18 protein-coding genes are annotated in these 21,701 nt (G+C 72.1%); 9 read left to right on the forward strand and 9 right to left on the reverse strand.

Going from position 1 to position 21,701, the window contains the following annotated elements:
- Positions 1-101 precede the first annotated feature (101 nt).
- Entirely contained in the window at positions 102-860 is a 759-nt protein-coding gene (locus tag WME90_RS33595) for a ferritin-like domain-containing protein (protein WP_437276128.1), read from the reverse strand.
- Positions 857-2,056, reverse strand: a complete 1,200-nt coding sequence (locus WME90_RS33600) for a hypothetical protein (protein WP_437276129.1) — start codon at positions 2,054-2,056, stop codon at positions 857-859. Before WME90_RS33600 ends, WME90_RS33595 begins: the two co-directional genes overlap by 4 nt.
- A gap of 324 nt (positions 2,057-2,380) precedes the next feature.
- On the opposite strand from WME90_RS33600, the gene WME90_RS33605 reads away from it, so the two are divergent.
- The 5 genes from WME90_RS33605 to WME90_RS33625 all read left to right on the forward strand — a co-directional run bounded on the left by WME90_RS33605 (position 2,381) and on the right by WME90_RS33625 (position 7,235).
- Complete coding sequence (locus WME90_RS33605) at positions 2,381-3,907, forward strand: deoxyribodipyrimidine photolyase (RefSeq protein ID WP_437276130.1); 1,527 nt, start codon at positions 2,381-2,383, stop codon at positions 3,905-3,907.
- Between the two features lie 302 nt (positions 3,908-4,209).
- Positions 4,210-4,902 (forward strand): VTT domain-containing protein, encoded by a 693-nt coding sequence (locus WME90_RS33610; RefSeq protein WP_437276131.1) that lies wholly within the window; start codon positions 4,210-4,212, stop codon positions 4,900-4,902.
- A 93-nt stretch (positions 4,903-4,995) separates the two neighbouring features.
- Positions 4,996-5,316 carry a hypothetical protein gene (locus WME90_RS33615; RefSeq protein ID WP_437276132.1) on the forward strand — a complete coding sequence of 107 codons (321 nt, stop codon included), beginning with the start codon at positions 4,996-4,998 and terminating at the stop codon, positions 5,314-5,316.
- A 135-nt stretch (positions 5,317-5,451) separates the two neighbouring features.
- Entirely contained in the window at positions 5,452-5,877 is a 426-nt protein-coding gene (locus tag WME90_RS33620) for a YciI family protein (RefSeq protein WP_437276133.1), read from the forward strand.
- Between the two features lie 74 nt (positions 5,878-5,951).
- Positions 5,952-7,235 (forward strand): RNA polymerase sigma factor, encoded by a 1,284-nt coding sequence (locus tag WME90_RS33625; protein ID WP_437276134.1) that lies wholly within the window; start codon positions 5,952-5,954, stop codon positions 7,233-7,235.
- A 110-nt stretch (positions 7,236-7,345) separates the two neighbouring features.
- On the opposite strand, the gene WME90_RS33630 is transcribed toward WME90_RS33625, so the two are convergent.
- Together WME90_RS33630 and WME90_RS33635 are read right to left on the reverse strand one after the other, a co-directional pair.
- Positions 7,346-8,161, reverse strand: coding sequence for a Uma2 family endonuclease (locus WME90_RS33630; RefSeq protein ID WP_437276135.1), 816 nt, complete (start codon positions 8,159-8,161; stop codon positions 7,346-7,348).
- 107 nt (positions 8,162-8,268) lie between these two features.
- Positions 8,269-9,600, reverse strand: coding sequence for an aminotransferase family protein (locus WME90_RS33635; protein ID WP_437276136.1), 1,332 nt, complete (start codon positions 9,598-9,600; stop codon positions 8,269-8,271).
- 393 nt (positions 9,601-9,993) lie between these two features.
- Between WME90_RS33635 and WME90_RS33640 the strand changes: the two genes are divergently transcribed.
- Entirely contained in the window at positions 9,994-10,473 is a 480-nt protein-coding gene (locus WME90_RS33640) for a VOC family protein (protein ID WP_437276137.1), read from the forward strand.
- A gap of 143 nt (positions 10,474-10,616) precedes the next feature.
- Here WME90_RS33640 and WME90_RS33645 read toward each other — a convergent pair whose 3' ends face one another.
- The 3 genes from WME90_RS33645 to WME90_RS33655 all read right to left on the reverse strand — a co-directional run bounded on the left by WME90_RS33645 (position 10,617) and on the right by WME90_RS33655 (position 14,310).
- On the reverse strand, positions 10,617-12,050 hold the full coding sequence (locus WME90_RS33645) for a cytochrome P450 (RefSeq protein WP_437276138.1): 1,434 nt from the start codon (positions 12,048-12,050) through the stop codon (positions 10,617-10,619).
- A 131-nt stretch (positions 12,051-12,181) separates the two neighbouring features.
- Positions 12,182-13,381: a threonine--tRNA ligase gene (gene thrS, locus WME90_RS33650; RefSeq protein WP_437276139.1), complete on the reverse strand. Its 1,200-nt coding sequence runs from the start codon at positions 13,379-13,381 to the stop codon at positions 12,182-12,184.
- A gap of 317 nt (positions 13,382-13,698) precedes the next feature.
- The gene (locus WME90_RS33655) at positions 13,699-14,310 is read right to left on the reverse strand and encodes a hypothetical protein (protein ID WP_437276140.1); all 612 of its coding nucleotides are present in this window, start codon (positions 14,308-14,310) and stop codon (positions 13,699-13,701) included.
- 339 nt (positions 14,311-14,649) lie between these two features.
- On the opposite strand from WME90_RS33655, the gene WME90_RS33660 reads away from it, so the two are divergent.
- The gene (locus WME90_RS33660) at positions 14,650-15,630 is read left to right on the forward strand and encodes a hypothetical protein (RefSeq protein WP_437276141.1); all 981 of its coding nucleotides are present in this window, start codon (positions 14,650-14,652) and stop codon (positions 15,628-15,630) included.
- A gap of 72 nt (positions 15,631-15,702) precedes the next feature.
- Here the strand turns inward: WME90_RS33660 and WME90_RS33665 are convergent, their stop codons facing one another.
- Positions 15,703-16,035, reverse strand: coding sequence for a transcriptional regulator (locus WME90_RS33665; RefSeq protein ID WP_437276142.1), 333 nt, complete (start codon positions 16,033-16,035; stop codon positions 15,703-15,705).
- 224 nt (positions 16,036-16,259) lie between these two features.
- Between WME90_RS33665 and WME90_RS33670 the strand changes: the two genes are divergently transcribed.
- A complete protein-coding gene (locus WME90_RS33670; RefSeq protein WP_437276143.1) occupies positions 16,260-18,839 on the forward strand; it encodes an alpha/beta fold hydrolase in 2,580 nt (859 codons plus the stop codon).
- A 236-nt stretch (positions 18,840-19,075) separates the two neighbouring features.
- The gene (locus WME90_RS33675; protein WP_437276144.1) at positions 19,076-20,848 is read left to right on the forward strand and encodes a hypothetical protein; all 1,773 of its coding nucleotides are present in this window, start codon (positions 19,076-19,078) and stop codon (positions 20,846-20,848) included.
- A 59-nt stretch (positions 20,849-20,907) separates the two neighbouring features.
- Here the strand turns inward: WME90_RS33675 and WME90_RS33680 are convergent, their stop codons facing one another.
- The gene (locus WME90_RS33680) at positions 20,908-21,690 is read right to left on the reverse strand and encodes a class I SAM-dependent methyltransferase (RefSeq protein ID WP_437276145.1); all 783 of its coding nucleotides are present in this window, start codon (positions 21,688-21,690) and stop codon (positions 20,908-20,910) included.
- Positions 21,691-21,701: the final 11 nt, after the last annotated feature.

The following is a 21,701-nucleotide window of genomic DNA, read 5'->3' on the forward strand; positions in this document are numbered from 1 at the left end:
GTCATAACCGAGATCCCGGAGGCCGGTCTACGGCGGCGCGTCGAAGGCGCACGCGATCCGCCCAGCTCGGATCGCCTGATCCGGGGTATGCCGGCTCCGCGTCAGGCGGCTTGCTGCGGTGTCGTGCTGGTGGGCTCACCGCGCGCGTCGAGCGCGAGCTTGCTCGAGAGCCACGCTCGCACGCGATCGAGGTGGAGCGCCTCCTGCTGCTCGGCCACGCGGAGCTCGGCGGCCAGCTCGTCCTGGCCGTAAGCGATCGCCAGGTCGATGAGCATCCGCCAGCTGTCGTTGTCCGTGAGCTCGGCGACGAGCAGCGCCTGCAGGCTCTGCCCGAGGCCGATCCTCGGCTCGACGGCGACCGCGAGGACGCCGGCCGACGCCAGGCCGATCACGTCGGCGCTGGGCGTCATCGCGGTCGGATCGGCCCCGAGCCGCTCGATCGCGCGCTTCAGCAGCGCGAAATGCCGGAGCTCGTCGTCGCGGATCGCCTCGAGGTCCGCGCGCGTCGGGCCTCCCTCGAAGGTGCCCTCCGCGTCGTGCTTGGTGATCACCGCTTCGTAGAGGCGCGTGCCCGAGCGCTCGAACTGGAGGCGCTCGCCGAGCTTGTCGATGAGGAGCGCGGGGGGCCTGCCCTGGATGAGCTCTCCGGCTGCCTTGACCACCCCCTTGAGGCTCGCCGGCGGCGGCACGGTCCCGACAGTCCCCGACTCCCTCGCGTACTCGCTCCTGACCGCCGCGGCCTCGGCCTCGCTCCCGGGGGAGCTCGGCGGGATCACCTGCGCAAACTCGATGAGCTCCTTGCTGTCGATGGGCGAGGTCGCGATGCCCGTGGTGTTGGTCCCCATCCTGATCTGCTTCATGGCGTCGCCTCCTTCTGTCCGTCGATCTTCTCGGCGCGCCGCGAGAGCTCGGTGCCCGGCGTGAACCGGTAGCCCGCGGCCACGATCTCGGAGGGGGAGCCGGCGGAGTTCATCTGCTGCCGGTAGGCGATCGTCGCGGCGCTCTCCGGGATCACCCTCGGATCGACGATGGCCTCGCCGACGGCGCGGAGCTGCACCTCCGTGGACAGCACGTCGCGCACGAACTGGCGGTGGCTCTTATGGGAGACCGGGTCCGGGAGCGAGGCGGGGAGGATCTCGGCGGCGTCGCGCCGCTCGATCCGGTTGAAGTGCTCGATGGCCACGTGGAGCTGCCCGAGCTCGTAGTCGAGGAACCGCTCCCAGATCCGCTTCACGCGGGCGTTCTGCTCCTGCTGGAGGCAGCTCCAGTAGTTGTAGACCTCGTTGGCCTCGTGGAGGACCCATTTCTCGAGCCAGGTCTCCTCGGGGTCGATGATCGCCTCGTACTGCGTGACGTGCTGCTCCTCGATCGAGGCGATCTCGGCGTAGAGCTGCCGCGCCACCGGGTCCGCGAAGAACGGCCCGACGTTGACGTAGTAGTTGTGCGTCTGCTGCTCGGCGGACATGATGGTGAGCGCGTTGAGCTTCGTGATCGCGCTCGCGCTCCGCCGGTCGTACGGCGCGCGCACGTCGTCCTCGGGGGCGCGGTGCTCCACCGCGGTCGGACGCCCCGCCGTCACGTCGGTGTACGACTGGAGGATGTTGTTCGCGTCCTTGCCTTCCAGGCGGTCCAGGAGCGCCGCGTACCGGTACAGGTGATCGTAGTCCTCGAGCATGCCGAAGCGATAGACCTGCGCGAGGTACGGATCCGGCTCGGAGAGCGCCACGTGCGCGGTGATCTCGATCGCGACCTGCTCGTATCCGATGGTGGTCTCCAGCGGCGACTGATCCGGCGGGTTGAGCCAGTTCACCACCGTGGTCTGGTGGTGATCGACGCGCCGCACCTGGGCGAGCACGCGCCGCAGATCCCGGTTCATGCGCGCGAAGCTGTGCAGGAACCGCACGCTCTCGAGCTCGATGCCGTTCATCAGGATGACGCGCACCCGGGTGAACGCGTCGTCGTCCAGCTTGCTGAACGGCACCTGTACGAGATCACGCCAGTTGAACGACTGGCGGTCGAGCGGTGTCCCCCGCTCTCTCAGGAGATCAAGAGCCATGTTGCCCCTCCTCGCGCGTCGTGCTCGTACGCCGATGAACGACCGCTGCGGCGGTACCTGAAGCCGCCGTCGCGACGGCGCAAGCGTGGGCATATCCCGAGAGGCCGGATCCACGCGCCGCTCCCTCCCACATGAATCCGCCAGACACATCTGCGCGCCCCTGTCCGAGCTGTGCTAGAGCACCGCTCGCTCTGAAGAGAGAGCAGAGCGCCGAGGCCGAGAGAGAACCGCGCTTCTCTGGCGTCCTTGGCGCCCTGACGGTCCGCCCCTCCGTCGCCCCAGCTCCGCGGGGCGCGCTGGCGGGCCGGTCGTGAAGGAGGTGTCGTGATCTCCAGCAGCGTCCCCGAGCTCCGGATCCGGACCCGCAACGCGATGCCTGTCCGAGAGGACGGCGACTACGTCCTTTACTGGATGATCGCGAGTCGCCGGACACGGTACAATTTCGGTCTGGAGCGCGCGATCGCCTGGTCGATGGCGCTCGATCGACCGCTCGTCGTGCTGGAGGCGCTCCGGTGCGGCTACCGCTGGGCGAGCGACAGGATCCATCGCTTCGTGATCGACGGCATGGCCGACAACGCGCGCCGCCTCGCGGCGGCTGGCGTCGTGCATCACCCCTATGTCGAGCCCGCCGAGGGGGCCGGTAAGGGCCTGCTCGGCGCGCTCGCGGCGCGGGCGTGCGTGGTGGTGACGGACGACTACCCGTGCTTTTTCCTCCCCCGGATGGTCGCCTCGGCGGCGCGGCAGGCGCCGGTCCGCCTCGAGCAGGTGGACTCGAACGGCCTCTTGCCCATGCGCGCGGCCGATCGGGTGTTCACGACCGCGCGCTCGTTCCGCATCTTCTGGCAGCGGGTGATCGGCGAGCACCTCGCCGCGCAGCCCGCGGCCGATCCGCTGAAGCGGGCGAGGCTCCGGCCGGCGGCACCCCTCCCCCGCGCGCTCACGCGCAGGTGGCCCGCGGCCTCGCCGGCGCTGCTGGCGGGCGACCCTGCTGCGCTCTCGGCGCTCCCCATCGATCACGCCGTCCCGCCGGCGCCTCGCCGGGGCGGCCCGGAGACGGCTGGCAAAGAGCTCGCGCGCTTCGTCTCGGAGCGGCTGCCGCGCTACCTGGAAGAGCGCGATCACCCCGACGCCGGCGCGACGAGCGGCCTGTCGCCGTACCTGCACTTCGGCCACCTCGCGGCGCACGAGGTCTTCGCCGCCGTCGCCCGGCGCGAGGGCTTCCGCCTCGATCGGCTCGGCCGCCCCGGCGACGGAGTGAAGAGGCCGAGCGGCAGCCGCGAGGGGTTCTGGGGGATGAGCGCTTCGGCCGAGGCGTTCCTCGAGCAGCTCGTCACCTGGCGGGAGCTCGGGTTCAACGCCTTCGCCCTCGGGGCGAGCGAGGGAGACGGGCCGCGCCTCTCGTGGAAGCGCGATCCGACCGACTACGAGTCTCTCCCGGACTGGGCGCTCGCGACGCTCGAGAAGCACGCGCGCGACAGGCGCCCGCGCGTCTATCCGATCGAGGCGCTCGCGGCCGGGGCGACCTACGACCGGATCTGGAACGCGTCGCAGGTCGAGCTCCTGCGCGAGGGGCGAATGCACAATTACCTGCGGATGCTCTGGGGCAAGAAGATCCTGGAGTGGTCGCGGACGCCGCGGGAGGCGCTCGAGATCATGATCGAGCTCAACGATCGATATGCGCTCGACGGCCGCGACCCGAACTCGACGTCGGGCATCTTCTGGGTGCTCGGCCGCTACGATCGGGCCTGGGGTCCAGAGCGGGAGATCTTCGGCACGATACGTTACATGTCGTCCGAAAACACGGCCCGGAAGCTGCATCTCAAGGAGTACCTGGCGCGTTATGCGCCGTAGCGCGCGGCCACCGCCGGCGCGGGCGGCACGGCCGGGCGAGCTCGCGCCCGAGGTTGCTGGGAGCGCAGCCGGGGCGCTCGCTCACGAGCCCGAGGTTCCGGGCGCCCTACCTGGCGCGCTCACCCCATGGTGATGGAGGAGCCCGGCGGCGCGGTGAGTCGCGTCACAGTCGCGTCACATTGCGCGGGACAACCCACCGCCGGCGGCTCCCGTCGGAACGGACGCGTTGGACGCGCCGGACGCGCCGGACGCGCCGCACGCTGGCGCCGGGAGCGCACGCAGGGTTCGACGCAGCCGCCGAGGTGAGCTATCGAGTGGCCGTGGATCTCCTCCGTGAATTTTTCAGCAGGCTGAGAGAGCTCGAGTCGCTGCTCGAGTGGGGCGGCTACCCCGTCCTGATGTTCATCATCTTTGCCGAGACGGGGCTGCTCGTCGGGTTCTTCCTTCCCGGGGACTCGCTGCTCGTCACCGCCGGGGTGCTCGTCAACGCGGGGCTCATCAACCCGCTCGATCTGTCGAACTTCCAGAACCTTCTCCTGATGAACGTCACGCTGATGACGGTGGCGATCATCGGCGACGCGGTGGGCTTCTCGATCGGGCGGCGCGCCGGGCCGAAGATCTTCACGCGCGAGCAGTCACTCCTGTTCCGCAAGGATCACCTGGTCGCGACGCAGAAGTTCTACGAGAAGCACGGCGGCAAGACGATCATCATCGCGCGCTTCATGCCGTTCTTCCGGACGTTCGCGCCGGTCGTGGCCGGCGTGGGGCAGATGCAGTACCGGCGCTTCGCGATGTTCAACGTGGTGGGCGGCGTACTCTGGATCTTCTCGATGACGTTCCTCGGATATTTCCTTGGCAAGATCTTCGACGCGAAGCAGATCGAGCGGATCGTCTACCTGATCATCGCCGTCACGATAGCGCCGGCCGTCTTCGGGGCGATCAAGCTCAGGCTCCAGCAGAAGAAGGACGCGACGCGCGTCGAGGCCGAGCCGTAAGCGCTGTCCGACAGACGTCGCGCGCAGATCGAGCCGAGTCACGTCGTCGCCCGAGCGTCCCTGTTTGTCCGCACGGGCATCGGGGCTCTCGGCATGATCCTGTATCGCATGCTCACGGGGCGACACCCGTTCGACGGCGACAGCCTCACCACGGTCACGGCGGCCATCATGATGGATGCGCCCGCCTCCCTCCTGACCCTGCGGCAGGACGCGCCGCCGGCCGTCGCGGAGCTCGTGAGCCGGTGCCTCGTGAAGGACCCGAACGCCCGCGTCCAGAGCGTGACCGAGATCGCCCGCGTCCTCGCGCCTTTCGGGGCGCAGCGCGCGCGGCTCTCGTTCGAGAGCATCGACCGGCTCCCGCCGGCACGGCGGGCGGACAAATCGCCACAACAATCAACAATTTCGTACACTTAACAGAATCTCAAAAAAAGATCGCCCGGCGTGTCGATCCCGCGTCCCGCCGTTCGTCGTGACGATGAAGCCAGGGTTCGCACCGGGCGAGAGACCCTCTGGAGCCCAGCTCCACCACGGAAGCAAGGAGACACGACCATGCGATTCATGATCCTGATCAAGGCCACCAAGGACAGCGAAGCGGGCGTCATGCCGAGCGAGCAGCTCCTCACCGAGATGGGGAAGTTCAACGAGGAGCTGGTCAAGGCCGGCGTGCTCGTCGCGGGCGAGGGCCTCCACCCGAGCACGAAGGGCGCGCGCATCAGGTTCTCGGGCGAGAAGAGGACGGTCGTCGACGGGCCCTTCGCCGAGACGAAGGAGCTGATCGCGGGCTTCTGGATCTGGGACGTGAAGTCGAAGGAAGAGGCGATCGAGTGGGTGAAGCGCTGTCCCAACCCCATGCACGAGGAGTCGGAGATCGAGATTCGCCAGGTGTTCACGGTGGACGACTTCGGTCCTGCGCTGACGCCCGAGCTCAGGGAGCAGGAGGAGCGGCTGCGCGCGCAGGCGGCCAAGAAGCAGTAGCCGCGGCGCGCCTCCGGGCGTGCGCCGGCGGAGGGGGCTTGCGCCAGCGGAGGAAGGTGCTCTGATCGGGCGCCGTGACGGCCCCCGATGTGCACCGCGCGATCCACGCCGTCTTCCGGATCGAGTCGGCCAGGCTCATCGCCGGCCTCGCGCGGATGGTGCGCGACGTCGGCCTCGCCGAGGAGCTCGCGCAGGACGCGCTCCTCACGGCGCTCGAGCGGTGGCCTGAGTCGGGCGTCCCGGACAAGCCGGGCGCGTGGCTCATGGCCACCGCGAAGCGCCGCGCGATCGACGAGCTCCGGCGGAGCAAGCGGCTGGAGCGCAAGCACGAGGAGCTCGGCCACGAGCTCGAGGCACAGCACGCGCTGGCCGCGCCGGATCTGGACGCCGCGCTCGACGATGACGTCGGCGACGACCTCCTGCGCCTCGTGTTCACGGCCTGCCACCCTGTCCTCTCGACCGAGGCGCAGGTGGCGCTCACGCTCCGCCTGCTCGGAGGCCTGACGACCGAGGAGATCGCGCGCGCGTTCCTCGTCCCGGAGCCTACCGTCGCCCAGCGCATCGTCCGCGCCAAGCGGACCCTCGCCGAGGCGCGCGTCCCGTTCGAGGTCCCCCGCGGGGCCGAGCTCGCCCCTCGCCTCTCGTCGGTGCTCCAGGTCATCTACCTCGTCTTCAACGAGGGCTACTTGGCGACGGCCGGCGGCGACTGGATGCGGCCCGCCCTCTGCGAGGACGCGCTCCGCCTCGGCCGCATCCTGGCCGAGCTCGTGCCGAAGGAGCCGGAGGTCCACGGCCTCGTCGCGCTCATGGAGATCCAGGCGTCGCGCTCCAGGGCGCGGGTCGGCCCGTCGGGAGAGCCCATCCTGCTCCTGGATCAGAACCGCGCGCGCTGGGATCACCTGCTGATCCGCCGCGGCCTCGCGGCGCTCGAGCGCGCCGAGGCGCTCGGCGGCGCGCTCGGTCCCTACGCGCTCCAGGCCGCGATCGCCGCCTGCCACGCGCGCGCGCGCACCGCGGCGGAGACGGACTGGGCGCGCATCGCGGCGCTCTACACGGCGCTCGCCCAGGTCACGCCGTCGCCCGTCGTCGAGCTGAACCGCGCCGTCGCGCTCTCGATGGCGTTCGGCCCGGCGGCGGGCCTCGCCGTCGTCGACGCGCTGACCTCGGAGCGCTCCCTCGAGAGCTACCACCTCTTGCCGAGCGTGCGCGGCGACCTCCTCGCGAAGCTCGGCCGCCTCGCCGACGCGCGCGTGGAGTTCGAGCGCGCGGCGTCGCTGACGCGCAACGCGCGCGAGCGCGACCTGCTCCTCGCGCGCGCCGCCGAGTGCGCGCGCGGCTCGGCGCCGCCGTCGCGGTAAAGGTGGGGCGGGCGCCGCCGCGGTGACGGGCTGGCGCCGCGCCGAGGAGCGCTCCCCGGAGGGCGCGGCCCTCGGCCGCCGCCCCTACCTGGTGGCGGACGGCCGCCGGCTCACCCTCGATCCACGGCCGCCGCGAACGCGGCCCCGCTCGCCGCCGTCGCCGCGCTGGCCAGCCATCGCTCCAGCGCTGCCGGCGCCTCGCACGCGAGCACCCGTGCCTGCACCGCCTCCGGCACCGCGAGCCCCCGCGCCGAGAGCACCGCGAGGATCGCGCGCGCCTGCGTGCGCGCCTCGACCCACTCGTCCGTGAACCGCGCCGCGTCGCGCTCCTCGAACAGCGCCGCGACCGGCACGGCGCCGAGGCCGTACTTGCCGAGCTCCGGCAGGAGCGGCACCTCCGCGCCCGGACGGTAGGTGATCGACGCCGTCCCCGGCCGCACGACCTCGAGCTCCCGCCGCTCCGCGTGCGCGATCCACACCCACGGCCACTCGTGTTCCAGGTAGAGCTTCACCTTCTCCTCGAGGTAGCGCCTCGACTGCGTGCCCCGGATCTCCACGGCCAGCACCGGCGTGCCGCGGTAGGCGTCGTTCCGCGGCGACGAGAGATCGCCCACGACCACCACGTCCGGCGCCCGGAGCGACGGCCCCCCCGGGTCGCTGAGATCGCAGTACACGTCGGTCATCACCGTGAAGCCCTCGCGCGCGTGCGTGCGGAAGAGGGCGGCGAGGAGCGCCATCACGATGCCATGGATATCCTTGCTCCCCATCTGTTCGATCAGCTCCCCGCGGTGCAGCTCCCACGGGCTGCCGTCGTAACAGTCGTCGGGCGTACCCAGACGGCGGCCGGTCGGGCCGAAATCGCGCAGCTCGATCGGCCCCGTGTTCCGGGGCGGACGGGTCGGCAGGCCGTTCGTGCGTGCAGTCATGGGCACGATGGTAGCACGTCGCCGCGCCCCCTCGCCGGGCGCGCCCGCGCCAGCCACGGGCGTGCTCTTCCGGCGGCCCGTGACGGGCCGCCTCGCGCTCGACGCCCTCAGGCCGAGAGCCGCTGATCCGCGATGTCGAGCGCCGCGTCGAGCGCCGCGATCCCCTCGTCGATCTCCGCCTCGCTGATGATGAGCGGCGGCGCCACGAGCAGGTGGCTCACCCACCCCATGAGGGACACCCCGCGCTTCGCCGCCTCGGCGACCACCGCGTCGACCACCAGGGGCCGCCGAGCCGCCTTGTCCTGCGGCACGTTGAACGGCTCCTTTGTCGCGCGGTCCTTCACGAGCTCCACCGCCCAGAACAGGCCGATCCCGCGCACGTCGCCGATCGAGGGGTGCTTGTCCTTGAGGGCGCGGAGCTTCGCGCCCACGATGTCTCCCATCTTCGTCGCGCGGTCGAGGAGGTCCAGCCGGCGATACTCGTCGATCGCGGCGATGACAGGGGCCAGCGTGAGGGGGTGGGCCTCGTACGTGTGGCCGTGCGCGAACATGTTGTCGTCGAAGTAGTCCGCGATCGCGCGGGAGGTCGCGACGACCCCGAGCGGCGCGGCCGCGTTCGTCACGCCCTTCGCGGTCGTCAGGATATCCGGCACCACGCCCCAGTGATCGACCGCAAACCACTTTCCGGTCCTGCCCCAGCCGCTCATCACCTCGTCCGCGATGAGGAGCACGCCGCGCTTCCGCGCGATCTCGGCGATCTTCGGCAGGTAGTCGGCCGGCGGGATGAGGACGCCGTTCGTGCCCACGACCGGCTCGACGATCACCGCCGCCACGTTCTCCTCGTGGTCGATCATGTAAGCCAGGTAGTCGGCGCACGCGACGCCGCACTCGGGGTAGCTCCGGCCGAGCGGGCAGCGGTAGCAGTTCACCTCCGGGCCGAACACAACGCCCGGGATCTTGCCGGCCGGCTCGATGAACCAGCGGCGAAAGTCGCCGGTCGCCGCGACCGAGCCCGCGGTCGACCCGTGGTACGACGTGTAGCGCGCGATGATCTTGTGCTTGCCCGTGTAGAGCCGCGCCATCTTGAACGCGGCCTCGTTCGCCTCCGTGCCCGAGGTCGCGAAGAAGAACTTGTCGAGCCCCTTCGGCATCACCTCCAGGAGCTTCTGCGCCACCCTGGCCCGCACCTCGCACGTGTGCGCCGGGCTGATGTAGGCGAGCTGCCTCGCCTGCGCGCAGATGGCCTCGATCACGGCCTCGTTCTGGTGGCCGAGGTTCGAGCAGATGAGCTGCGAGGACAGGTCCAGGTAGCGCTTGCCCGACGCATCCCAGAACGCGCAGCCCTCCGCGCGGGTGACATGGATCGGCTTCCAGCCGCGCTGGGCGCGCCAGGTGCCGTAGGTGTGCTTCGTGGTCAGCTCGACGATGTCATCGCTCATGGCAACCTTCGCGGTTCGAGGAGGCGCTCAGCGTAGAGGGTGATCAGACCTCCTCGCACGCGAATTCCCCAGCGCCGCTCGCCCGCTCCCGCGCGCCGCGCCCGCGATTCCGTGCGGCACATCGCCTCATCGCCGCAGCGAGGCCCGGACGGATCGAGCGCGCTCACGCGCCGCGCGCGATCCCATCACCGAGGACGTCGTGATCCGTCCTTGTCCACGGCGCCCGCGGGCGCGCCGCGGCTTCAGCCCGCGGCCCTCACCCACAGGGCGCGCGCCACGTCCTGCCGGCGCGCGATGCGGCCTCTCCGGCCGGGATCCCGGGACCGGGGGCGGGCGAGCTCGCCGCCACCCAGCCCGCTTTACATAGTAGAGGTTACTAATATGGTGCGGCGCATGACCACGAGCCACGAAGCCCCCGCTCCTCCCCCCGTTTCGCCCTACCTGACGGTTCACGACGCCCGCGCGGCCCTCGATTTCTACAAGCGCGCGTTCGGCGCGACGGTGACGGCCGAACAGCCGACGCCGGACGGCAAGAAGCTCATCCACGCGGCCCTCCTGGTGAACGGCGGCCTCGTGATGCTCAGCGACGATTTTCCGGAGATGTGCGGCGGGGTGAGCCGCACGCCGAAGTCGCTCGGCGGCACCGCCGTGACGATCCACCTCGATCTTCCCGACGTCGACGCGACGTGGAAGCGCGCGGTCGAGGCGGGCGCCACCGTCGAGATGCCGCTCGCGGACATGTTCTGGGGTGACCGGTACGGCATCGTGATTGACCCGTTCGGCCACCGCTGGTCGCTCGCGACCCGGAAGAAGGCAGCCACGCAGCAGGAGCTGGACGCCGGCGCCCAGAAGCACTTCCCCTCAGCGACGTGACGTGATTGAAGAACCCCCGCTCGCCCAGCGGGATGTCGGCGCCGTAATCGCAGTGAAACGGCGGCTCGATCCAGGCGACCACGGGCGCGCCGAACAGCCCCTGGATCATGGCCGGCGACGCGCGGTGAAGCGGTGAGCGGCGCTCAGGAGAAGCCCATGGGGCACCGCCCTGCAGGCTGCGGGGCGGCGTGCCCGAGCGCAGGCTCCGCCGGGCTGCCCTGGACCGCAGCTGCGCGGCCCTTCGCCCTCGATCTTTCCCGCTCCCCTTCCAGGATCATCGCCACATCCCCGCTCGGCCCCATGGTGAGCCCGCGGCGCACGTGCCGGATGGGCGCCTGGCTCTCGAGCCGGAGCCGGTACTTCCCGAGGATCGTGCCGAGCACGACCTTCATCTCGTACAACGCGAACGCGGCGCCCAGGCACCGGCGCGCGCCGCCGCCGAAGGCGATGAACTCGAACGGCGTGAACTTCCGCTCGAGGAATCGAGAAGGGCGGAATCGCTCGGGCGACGGGTAGAGATCCTCGCGGCCGTGCAGGACCAGCGGCGAGGCGGCGATCGCCTCGCCCGCCGGGACGGTAAAGCCCTTGAGCTGGAACGGCCTCTTCACGACGCGGGCGACGTCCACCACCGGCGGGTGGATGCGGAGCGCCTCCAGGCACACAGCGTCCAGGTACGGCAGCGACGCGAGCGCGTCCGGCTGGGGGGCGGGGCCGAGCGCGTCGAGCTCGTCGAGGAGGCGCGCGAGCACGGCCGGCTCGCGGTGCAGCCAGTACATCGCCCACCCGAGCGACATGGCCGTCGTCTCGTGGCCCGCGAACAGGATCGCGCGGAGCTGGTCCGCGATCTCGACGTCGCTCATGCCCCCGCCGTCGTCGTGGCGGGCGCTCATCATCAGGCCCAGGATGTCCTGCGAGGCGTCCCCCGCCGCGCGCCTCGCCCGGATCTCCTCGACGAGCAGCGCGTCGAGCGCCCTGGCCGCGCGCTGGTTGCGCGCGTACGGGCCGAAGCCGGCGAAATCGCGCCGGAGCGCGGGGAGGATCATGAAGCTCGGGCTCAGCGACTCGATGAGCCCGAGCACGGCCTCGCGGGTCCTGCCGACGCGCTCCGCGCCCCTCACGCCGAAGACCACGCGGACGATCACGTCGAGCGCGATCGCCTGGGTCGCCGCGAGCATCGAGAACGAGCGGCCCGGACGCCATCGCGACGCGACGTCCAGGCTGATGTCCGCGATCGCGCCGCCATACCCCCGCATCGCGCCGGCGCTGAACGGCGGGGCGAGCAGCCGCCGATCGCGCCGGTGCCGTGCGCCCGCCGTCACGACCACCGACGACGTCCCGAAGACCGGCTCCGTCAGCTGGGCGCCCCAGACCTCGAACTCGTCGGGGTCGGCCGTGTAGACCGCGCGGATCGCCTCCGGATCGCCCGTGATGGTCAGCATCCCGCTCGGCGACTTCACGCGAAACGTGGGGCCGTACTCGGCGGCGTAGCGCCTGAAGAAGGGCTCGGAGGAGATGAATCCTGAGCGGATGTAGTCCATGAGGCTGACCGACTTCGGCCCGGGCGGCAGAGTTCCCATCGAGCTGCTCCGTGAGTGGTAACGAGGGTTGTCGGAGTGTCCCCGGCCCAAGGAGACCAGGGCGCCGGAGACATTCCGACACGCGGGCCGGCGTTCGGTTCCGTCGATTCCGACAGATCGCCGGCGCGCGTTCAGGCGAGCGGCGCGCTCCGCCGCACCACATCGACGACGGCCTCGTCGAGCGGCAGCTCGCGCTGCTGGCCGCCCTCCCGCTCACGGATCGCCACGGAGCGGCGCTCGGCTTCGCGCTTTCCGACCACCGCGACGAGCGGGATAGACGCCGCGTGCGCGAGGGCGATCTTCCGTGAGAGCGTGTCGTCCCCAGCGTCGAGGATCGCGCGCACCCCCTTCCGCCGGAATTCGAGGAGGACCTCTTCAGCATAGGCGCGCTGCGCGTCTGTCACCGGAACGACGACGAGCTGCTCGGGAGATAGCCAGAGCGGCAGCGCGCCCCGGTAATGCTCGAGCAGGATGCCCAGGAAGCGCTCCACGCTGCCGAACAGGGCACGGTGCAGGATGGCTGGTCGCCGCCGCGCGCCCGACGCGTCGACATAGGTGATGTCGAAGCGCTCGGGCAGCACGAGATCGAGCTGGATCGTGCCGCACTGCCAGCTCCGCCCGAGCCGATCGCGCAGCACGAACTCGAGCTTGGGTCCGTAGAAGGCCCCTTCCCCGGGCTGCAGCCTGTACTCGAGCCCCGCGCTCCTCGCCGCGCCGGACAGCGCGGCCTCCGCCCTGTCCCACACGGCGTCGCTCCCGTAGCGCTCGGCGGGGCGCGTCGAGAAGCCGACCTCCATGTCCTGGAAGCCGAAGCCAGCATAGAAGTCGCGCAGCGCGCTCGCGAAGCGCACGACCTCGGCCTCGACCTGCTCCTCGACACAGAAGATGTGCCCGTCGTCCTGAGTGAACTGGCGCAGGCGAAAGAGGCCGTGGAGCGTGCCGCTCGGCTCGTCCCGGTGCACCATGCCGAGCTCGCCGATCCGCAGCGGGAGATCCCGGTACGACGGAGCCATGCGCGCCACGATCTGCATGTGACCCGGGCAGTTCACGGGCTTGATGGCAGCGGCGTTATCCTGCTCCTGGAGCCGGAACATGTTCGAGGAGAAATTGTCCCAGTGGCCGCTGGCCTTCCAGATCGCCTGCCGCAGGATGAGCGGCGTGCGGACCTCTCGATAGCTGTCACGCATCATCTGGCGTCGGACCGCCTCCTCCAGGAGGCGAACCAGCGTGAACCCACGCGCGTGCCAGAACACCATGCCGGGCGCCTCCTCCTGGAGGTGGAAGAGGTCGAGACGCTGGCCTAGATACCGATGATCATCTTCGTCGAGCATGTCAGTCTCCGTCGGCGGTGGCCGGCCAGACGGAGCGCTGCATAGCGACGTGCCCCGTCCGGATCCCGGCGGGGCTTGGTTCCTCGTGTGTTCGTCAGCTCACCGCATGCACACGAGACCAATCCCGCCGGTGCGGGTAGTGGTCGTCGTGGTCGCGGTGAAGCCGGAGCTCACGAGGACAGGTGTATCGCGCCATCCAGATCCCGTCAAGCGGGACGTCGCGGTACCATCGACGTTTACGTTTGCGCTTACCGCATCGCGGTGCGCCGCGCTGGCGGCTGCACGGCTGCATGACTGCGCGGTTGGGGGGCACGGCGTCAGCGCGAGGGGGCCGGCTCGGCCCGCGTGGCCTCGGCGCCGGGCGGACGGACGGCGACGGCGCGGGACAGGAGCAACGCACCGGTGAAGAGGTAACCCGAGCAGGATCGGAAGACATCGTAGGAGCGGCCGAGCAGCGGAGCGCTCCGAAGGATGTCCCCGATGCGCCACATCTCCTCATGGCGCGTGATCTCGAAGCTCTCGCCGCCGTCGATCATGTCGAAATCGTAGGTCAGGATCACCCGCACGGGATACGTGCAGCGCGGGAACGGCCTCAAGTACAAGGTGCTGTCGACCAGCGCCCGGCCTGCGTCGCGCAGCTCGAAGAGCCGGACGTTCAGCTGGGAGACGTCGAGGTCGAAACGGCAGCCGCCGCGAACTCCCGAGAGGCCGACCTGGTACGTCTCGATCCCGCGCACCCGCCGCCATGGATTGACGAACTCGATGCCACGGGCGAGGTAGGGATACACCTCCTTCTCCAGCGTCGCGATCGGAACCCGCGTGTCGTACATGAGGTGCGATAGGCGCCTGAAGCGATCCTCGAGATCGGCGAGCCTGAGGCGCGGCATCGTGGGGATCGTGAACGGGAGGCAGTTCACTTTTGTCGCCATGTCGTGACTCTCCATCCGGATGCGTCCCCGGCCCGGTGTGAAGCGCCGGTCCGGGCGCGGAACGTCGAAGGCCGAGACGCAACGGATGGGCCGAGGCGGAGCGTGCTCGTGGAGCGTGCTCCGCGGCGCGTCGCTCCGCCCGGCGCCGCCGCGTGTGCGCCGCCGCGCAGAGCGCTCGAAAGGCCCTGTTCTCCGCGCGGTTCAGGGAGAGAATCGGCGCATCCGCCGTGGATTGGGCTGGTCCGTGGAGCGCGCGCGGCTATCTTCCCGCGCCGTTCGGCACGACGAGGCGCGCAGCGTTTCGCCCTCTCTGCCGCCGGCGAGTCGCGAGGAGAGGAAGTGTCACCGGTTGTGCAGCGCGCCGCAGAGTCCGCCGGCAGTCTCACGGAGCCGCGCAGAGCGGCGGCGCGGCGGGTCGCCGCCTTCATGGCGCTCGCCCTCGCTTCGGGGGGGTGCGCCGCGCAAGGAGCGCCGGCGCGCGGCGGCGCGGAGCCCAGCGCGAGCGCGCTCGCCCCGGCGCGCGCCGCGCGCGGCGGCGCGGAGCCCAGCGCGAGCGCGGCGGCCGAGCCGCTCGTCCGCCATGCGGAATCGCTCTCGAGGCGCTACCGCGCGATCGGCGTGCAGCTCTTCGTGCTCGACCAGGTCGCGGAGGCGGGCGCCGCGGGCGCGCGCGACGCGGCGCGGAGAGCGGCGCTCCAGACAGAAGCGGCGCGGGTGCAGAGGGACGCCGCGGCGGCCTACGCCGCGCTCGTCGACGCGCCGGCGCTGCGCGCGGCGGAGCAGCGGCCTCCGGCGCTCCTCGCGCTCGCACGGGCGCTCCAGGACGCTGGGGACGCGCGCGGCGCCGAGGCGCGGCTGCGCCAGCTCACCCTCGAGCACCCGGCGTCGCGCGAGGCGCCCGAGGCCTACCTCGCGCTGGCCGATCTGGCGTTCGCGGCGGGGCGCCTCGACGAGGCGGTGAGCGCCTGCGACTGCGCGCTCCGCGGCGCGACGGGGACGGCGCTGCGCAAGCGCGCGCTCTACGTGAAGTCGTGGAGCCTGCGGGGCATCGGCGGCCGAGGCGCCACCGAGCAGGCCATGAGGGCGCTGCGCGCGATCGTGCAGCTCGACCCCGCGCCCACCGGCTCGCCGGAGGCGACCATCGACGAGGCCGCGGAGCGAGAGCTCGTCGAGCTCTACGCAGCGCACGGCGACCTCGCCCAGGCCCGCGCGTTCTTCGCGGGCGCGGGCGAGCGCGCCGGCCCGAGGCTGCTCGAAGAGGTGGAGGCCCGCGCCGCGCGGCGGGGGCGCCCCGAGCCGCTCGACCGGCCAGCCCTGTGAGCGCCGCCGGCCGCGAGCCCATCCTTCGCCGGCGCCGACCGGACGGCCTGCGAGCGCCGCCGCCCGCGAGCCTCATGCTTCGCCGGCGTCGACCCGGAACCGCGGCGCCTCGAGGCGCTCCCCCCGGCACGCCGGGCAGCGGCTCGGCTTCGCGAGCGACCGCCGCTCGTCGAACGCATAGCCGCAGCGCAGGCAGCGCGCCGGCGCGACCGAGAGCCGCTCGCCGCGCGCGCGCAGCGAGCGCGCGAGGTGCTCGAGGTGCGGCGCCACGTCGCGCTCGCGCATCCCGAGGCGGGTGGAGAGCTCCCACGCGGTCGCCGCTCCCCTGCGGAGCTCCTCCAGGAGCGCGTGCCGCACCGTCTCCGACCGGGGCGCTGGGCTCGGCGGTGGCTTCGGGTCGCTCATCGATCTCGGCGAGCGTGACACCGCGGCCGCGCCGGTCCAGCGCCGAACGCTCGCGCGAGCGCGCTTGCGCGCCGGCCCTGCCGCGCTTCGACACGGCGCGGCCAGGACGGGCGCGCAGGTGCTGCCTCTCACGACAGCGGAGCGGCGCGGTGCGGCAGAGCACGCGCGGCCATTGCGCTGCCCACAGCGCACATGGAGAATGCCGCTCCGGAGAACAGCAGCGCATGATCCCGTGTCCGTCCGACGACGCCCTGGCCACCTGGCTCGCGGGCAACCTCCCGCACGACGACGCGGCGAGCCTCCGCGGGCACGTGGCCGGCTGCGACGACTGCCGCGCGCGGGTCTGGAGGCGCCCGGGCGAGGGCGATATCGAGGCGCCGCTCTTCGTCCACGCGACGCAGCAGCGCCTCGGCGAGAGCGACCCGCCGCCGCCCCCGGTCGATCCGCCGCCGCCCCCGGTCTCGTGGACGCCCCCCTCGGCCTTCGACGACTACCGCGTGCTGCGGCCGCTCGGCCGCGGGGGCATGGGGCAGGTGTACCTCGCCCACGACGAGGTGCTCGACCGGCCCGTCGCGCTCAAGTTCGTCGCCGCGGACAGCCCGGATCCCAAGACCATCGAGCGGCTGCGCGTCGAGGCCCGCGCGATCGCGCGCCTCCAGCACCCCAACGTCGTCGCTGTCTACCGGATCGGCGAGGTGCGCGGGCGGCCGTACATCGCCTACGAGTTCGTCGAGGGCGAGCCGCTCGAGCTGCTCCCGAAGCCGATCCCGTGGCCGGCCGCGCTGCGCCTCGCGCTCGGCCTCGCGCGCGGGCTCGCCGCGGCGCACCGGCGGGGCGTCCTCCACCGCGACATCAAGCCGGCGAACGTGATGCTCGACGCGAGCGGCGAGGTGAAGCTCCTCGACTTCGGGCTCGCCAAGCTCGGCGACCAGCCCGGCGCCACCGCCCTCGACGCCGGCCGGCACGCCGCGCCGAGGGCCACCGTCGCGCCCGCCCCCTGGGCGCTCTCGGACATGTCCGCGCTGACGACCGCGATCCCGGTGGCGCTCGACGTGGCCTCTGCGCTCGGGACCGCGACCCTGACCGACGGCGGCATGATGATGGGCACGCCGCTCTACCTCGCGCCGGAGCTCTGGGCCGGCACCGCCGGGACGCCCCGCTCCGACGTCTACGCGCTCGGGCTCGTCCTCTACGAGCTGTGCGCGGGCCGTCTGCCTCACGCGGGCCTCGACGTGCACGCGATCGCCAGCTGGGTGACGGCGCGGGCGCTCCCGCCGCTGCGCTCGATCTGCCCCGACGTCCCGGAGATGCTCGCGGCCGTCATCGATCGCTGCGTCCTGCGCGATCCGGAGGCGCGCTTCGCGTCGGCCGAGGAGGTGCAGGCCGCGCTCGAGGAGACCGAGGCGCTCTGCCGGGCGTTCCAGATCGTGCGCCCCGGCTCGGCCCCTGCGGGGCCGCAGGACGCGGGCGCGGACGTCGTGCGCGCCTCCTTCGCGCGCCTCGCCCCGCGCGCCGAGGCGCTGGTGACGCGCTTCTACGAGCGGCTCTTCACCCGCGAGCCGGCGCTCCGGGCGCTGTTCCCGCCCGACATGCGCGAGCAACGGCTCAAGCTCGCCGCGGCGCTGCAGCTCGTGATCGACAACCTGCGCGCGCCGGACAAGCTGGTCGGGATGCTCGAGGCGCTCGGGCGCCGCCACGCGGCGTACGCCGCGTTGCCCGAGCACTTCGACGCCGTGGGCCGCGCGCTGCTCGAGGCGCTCGAGGAGCTCGAAGGGGACGCGTGGTCGCCCGCCGTCGCGCGCGCCTGGGCAGACGCGTACGCGCAGCTCGCCGAGGCGATGGGGCGCGGGCTCGAGGCCGCGCGGGAGGGGGTGGTCTCCTCCACGCGGGCGCCCGCGCGGCTGCACGCGGCGGAGACCCGGTTCGCCACGAGCGCGGACGCGAGCCTGGCCTACAGGGCCGCGGGCGACGGGCCGATCGATCTGGTGCTCGTCCAGGGGTGGGTGACGCACGTGGAGGCCGCGTGGGAGGGCGCGCGCATCTCCCGGTTCTTCGCCGAGATCGGCGCGTGGGCGCGGCTCATCGTGCTCGATCAGCGCGGCACCGGGATGAGCGAGCGCGAGGGCGCGGGCGCTCCGGCCGAGCAGCAGGCGGAGGATCTGCTCGCGGTGCTGGACGCGGCCGGCGTGGAGCGGGCCGCGCTCCTCGGCGTCGGCGCCGGGTTCGCGCCGTGCGCGCTGCTCGCGGCGGCGCACCCGGAGCGGGCGCGCGCGCTGATCGCGCTCGGGAGCGCGGCGCAGATGGCGGCCTGGCCGGGGTGCCTCTTCGGGCTCGCCGGCGAGGACGCCGAGGAGGCCGAGCGCGCGCTGCGGAGCGGCTGGGGCGAGCCGCTCTTCCTCGATCGCCTGGCCCCGTCGGCGGCGGAAGACGGCGCTTTCCGTCGCTTCTGGGCCGCGTACCTGCGCCACGGCACGAGCCCGAGCGGGGCGGCGCGCATGCTCCGGGCCCACGCCGCCGCGGACGTCCGATCCATGCTGGACCGGGTGAGCGCCCCGACGCTCGTGCTCCACCGGGCCGGCGATCGGGCCGTCCCGGCGGCGGCCGGGCGCGACCTCGCCGGCCGCATCCGCGGCGCGCGCTACGTCGAGCTGCCGGGCGAGGATCACCTGCCCTTCGTCGGCGAGCCGGGCCCGCTGCTGGCCGAGCTGCGGGCCTTCCTTGGCGCGGATGCCGGCGGGAGCCCCGTCTCGAGCCTCGTGCCCTCCGCGGCGCTCGGCGCCCCCGGCGCGGCCTCCGGCGGCTGACACGCCCGCGCGGACCGTCAGATACGCGCTCGCCTCTCGGACGCTCGCGCTCGCCGCGCTCGCTCAACCAATGTTCGACCGCGTCGCGATGAGCTCGAGTTCAGCGTACGGACGTCCGTGTCTCCGGCTTCACCCGATACGACTTGAGAGTTCTCCCTATCTCGATGTCTCACTGAAGCTGAATGAAATATCCTATCTGCCTTGCGGTCGCATGATCCGCTCGCTAGCTTGAATGGATGATGGGATGGTCACGCGCGTTGACCTGCTATATCGCTGCCGTGCTCGGCGCATTCGCGAGCGCTTGCTCCGGGACGGAGCAGGGCTCTGCCGCAGCGGCGAGCGCAGCAGGCGCCGGCGAGGCCGGAGGCGACGGCAGCGCCGAGGGCGCGGGCGACACGGGTGGTGACGCCGAGACCGCGGGCGCCGATGCGGGCTGCCCTCCCGGTGAGGGAGGCTGTCCGTGCGGGTCTCTGGGCCAGTGCGGCGACGGGCTCCCCTGCGCGGACAGCGTGTGTTTTTCGGGCTGTGCCTGCGCCGGTGACGACGCGATGGGCGACGGCGAGTGCGTCTCGCAGGCAGGCCTGCGGGACCCCTCGTTCCAGCGCTCGGACGCCTGGAGCACCACGGGCGCAGCGCTCGTCTCCCCCGAGGTCGAGGGCAACGGCAACCCGGGTGCCGGCGTCATCGGGAGAGACGCGGTGTGCCAGATGGCCGGCTTCTATCAGCGGCTCTCGATGCCGGACCTCGCGTGCGCCGGGCCGCTCCTCCTCACGTTCGCCGCGCGCATCGGCTGCGGGCCCGCGATGGACTGCCTCGGCCTCCCGGGGGTCGGGGTCCGGATCGGCGGAGGCACCAGCGACATCGACCTCATGCCCTCTTCGTCCTTTTCCCCGCAACGCGTGTGCCTGGGAGAGCGCGCCTATGGCGGGCCGATCGAGCTGCTCCTCGGGCCCGCCCGGCGTTCTCGCCTGTGCGACGAGGACACCGGACAGGGCTTCACGCTGACGTTCGATGACGTCGCCATTCAGCCTGATGAAATGAGCGAGTGCCCGCGGCCTGGCCAGGTGCTGAACGGCGACTTCGAAGCTGGAGTCGCCGGCTGGACGGCGACTCCTGAGAACGGCGTCTCCGAGATCGAGGTCGGCCTGGGCCAGGGCGGCGGCAAGGGCGGACATCTCGCCACCTCGCTGTTCTGCCAGTATCCCTCGCTCGAGGGCACGGCCTCGGCGCCGCTGCCGTCCGCCGCGCTGCCGAGCCCGGCGCTCCGCATCTGGAGCCGGGGCAGCCCGGGGGCGATCGTCGACGTGATGCTCAGCACGCACCGGCTGACGGCCCTGACGGGCACGGGCGAGGCACAGGTCTCGCATGCCTGCTTGCCCCGGTGGGCCCTCGGCATGGCACACCGCCTCGCCTTCGCCTTCCGGGACCGGAACAGCCAGCCGTGCACCGACGAGAACAAGAGAGATTTCACGGTCGACGACCTGGCCATCGTCTCTGACGACCGCTGCCCCGGAGACGCGCCGCTCTTCGATCCCGGCTTCGAGAACGCCAGCGCCGGCGCGGGCCTCTCGCCGACATGGGTCCTCAACGCGGAGGACCCCGCGCGCGGCAGCGCCAGGCTCGCCGTCGACGCGGCGGCCGCGCACGCCGGCGACGTCTCGCTCTCGCTGTCCGTGCGGAAGCCGTGCCGCGAGCCCTCGGCCTCCACCGTGTTCACCGTCCCCGAGCCCCAGGGGACGGCCGGTCCGGCGCTGAAGTTCTGGTACCGCACGAGCCACCTCCGCGCGGCGACCGCCTCCTCGACGCCGGGAGCCGCCCTGCCTCCCAGCGAGCGCTGGACGCAACAGACGATCTGCCTGGATCCGCGCACGGCCGGCAGGCCCCAGCAGCTCTCTTTCAAGATACGAGCCAGCGGCACCTGCGACGCGCCGCTCGACGACGAGGCCTTGCACGTCGACGACGTCGAGGCGACGACCGACCCCTCCTGCCCGGCCGCGCCGCTCCCCTGAGCGGCGGAGCCCTGGCGCGTCGATCCAGCCGTTGCGCAGGGCCGAAGGCGCCTCTCCGTTCAGCCGCGCTTTCGGCCCACCAGGATGACGATCGGATAAGCGAAGTGGACCTCGTCGCCCCGGAGCTCTGCGCCGACGCCGAGCGCATCGACGCCGACATCGGCGCGGTAGAGGGCCCGGAGCCGGTCCGCCCCGCCGGGCTCAGGGAAGGAGGCCCGCAGCGCCCCCTCGAGCTCCACCTCGAGCCGGTACCGCCTCGTCGTCTCGATCTCCAGCCCCGCCGCGTCGAACAGGGCGCGGAGCTCGCTCTCGGTGAGCGCGCTCGCGTGCGACGGATCGCGGATCTTCTCGGCGGCGTCGTACGCGGCCTGCTTGTCCTCGGCGGGCGCCACGTCGATCACGGCGACTCGCCCGCTCCTCTGGCACACGCGGGCCATCTCGCGCAGCGTCACGAGCGGCTCCAGCAGGTGATGGAAGCTGTAGCGCGTCGTGACCAGGTGATAGCTCTCGTCCGGATAGGGCAGCCGGGTCGCGTCGCCGAGCTCCCATGTGACATTGGAGACGCCGAGGCTCGCCTGCCTCTTCCGCGCCTCGTCCAGCATCGCCGGGACGATGTCGAGCCCCCGCACGCTCGCCACGCGCTGGGCCAGCGCGCAGGCGACGATCCCCGGCCCGCAGGCCACGTCGAGGGCCGCGTCGCTCGGCGCCGGGGCGAGCGCGTCGAGCAGCAGCTCCATGGCCGATTCTGCCGAGTGGGCGCGGACCTCGGCGAACGGCCTCGCCTGGCGGGTGAACTGTTCCTGTATCAACGCATCGTGCCCCGTGAGACTGGCTTGCTTCATGGGGCTCGAAG

The organism is Sorangium sp. So ce375, assembly GCF_051473855.1.
GTDB lineage: Bacteria > Myxococcota_A > Polyangia > Polyangiales > Polyangiaceae > Sorangium.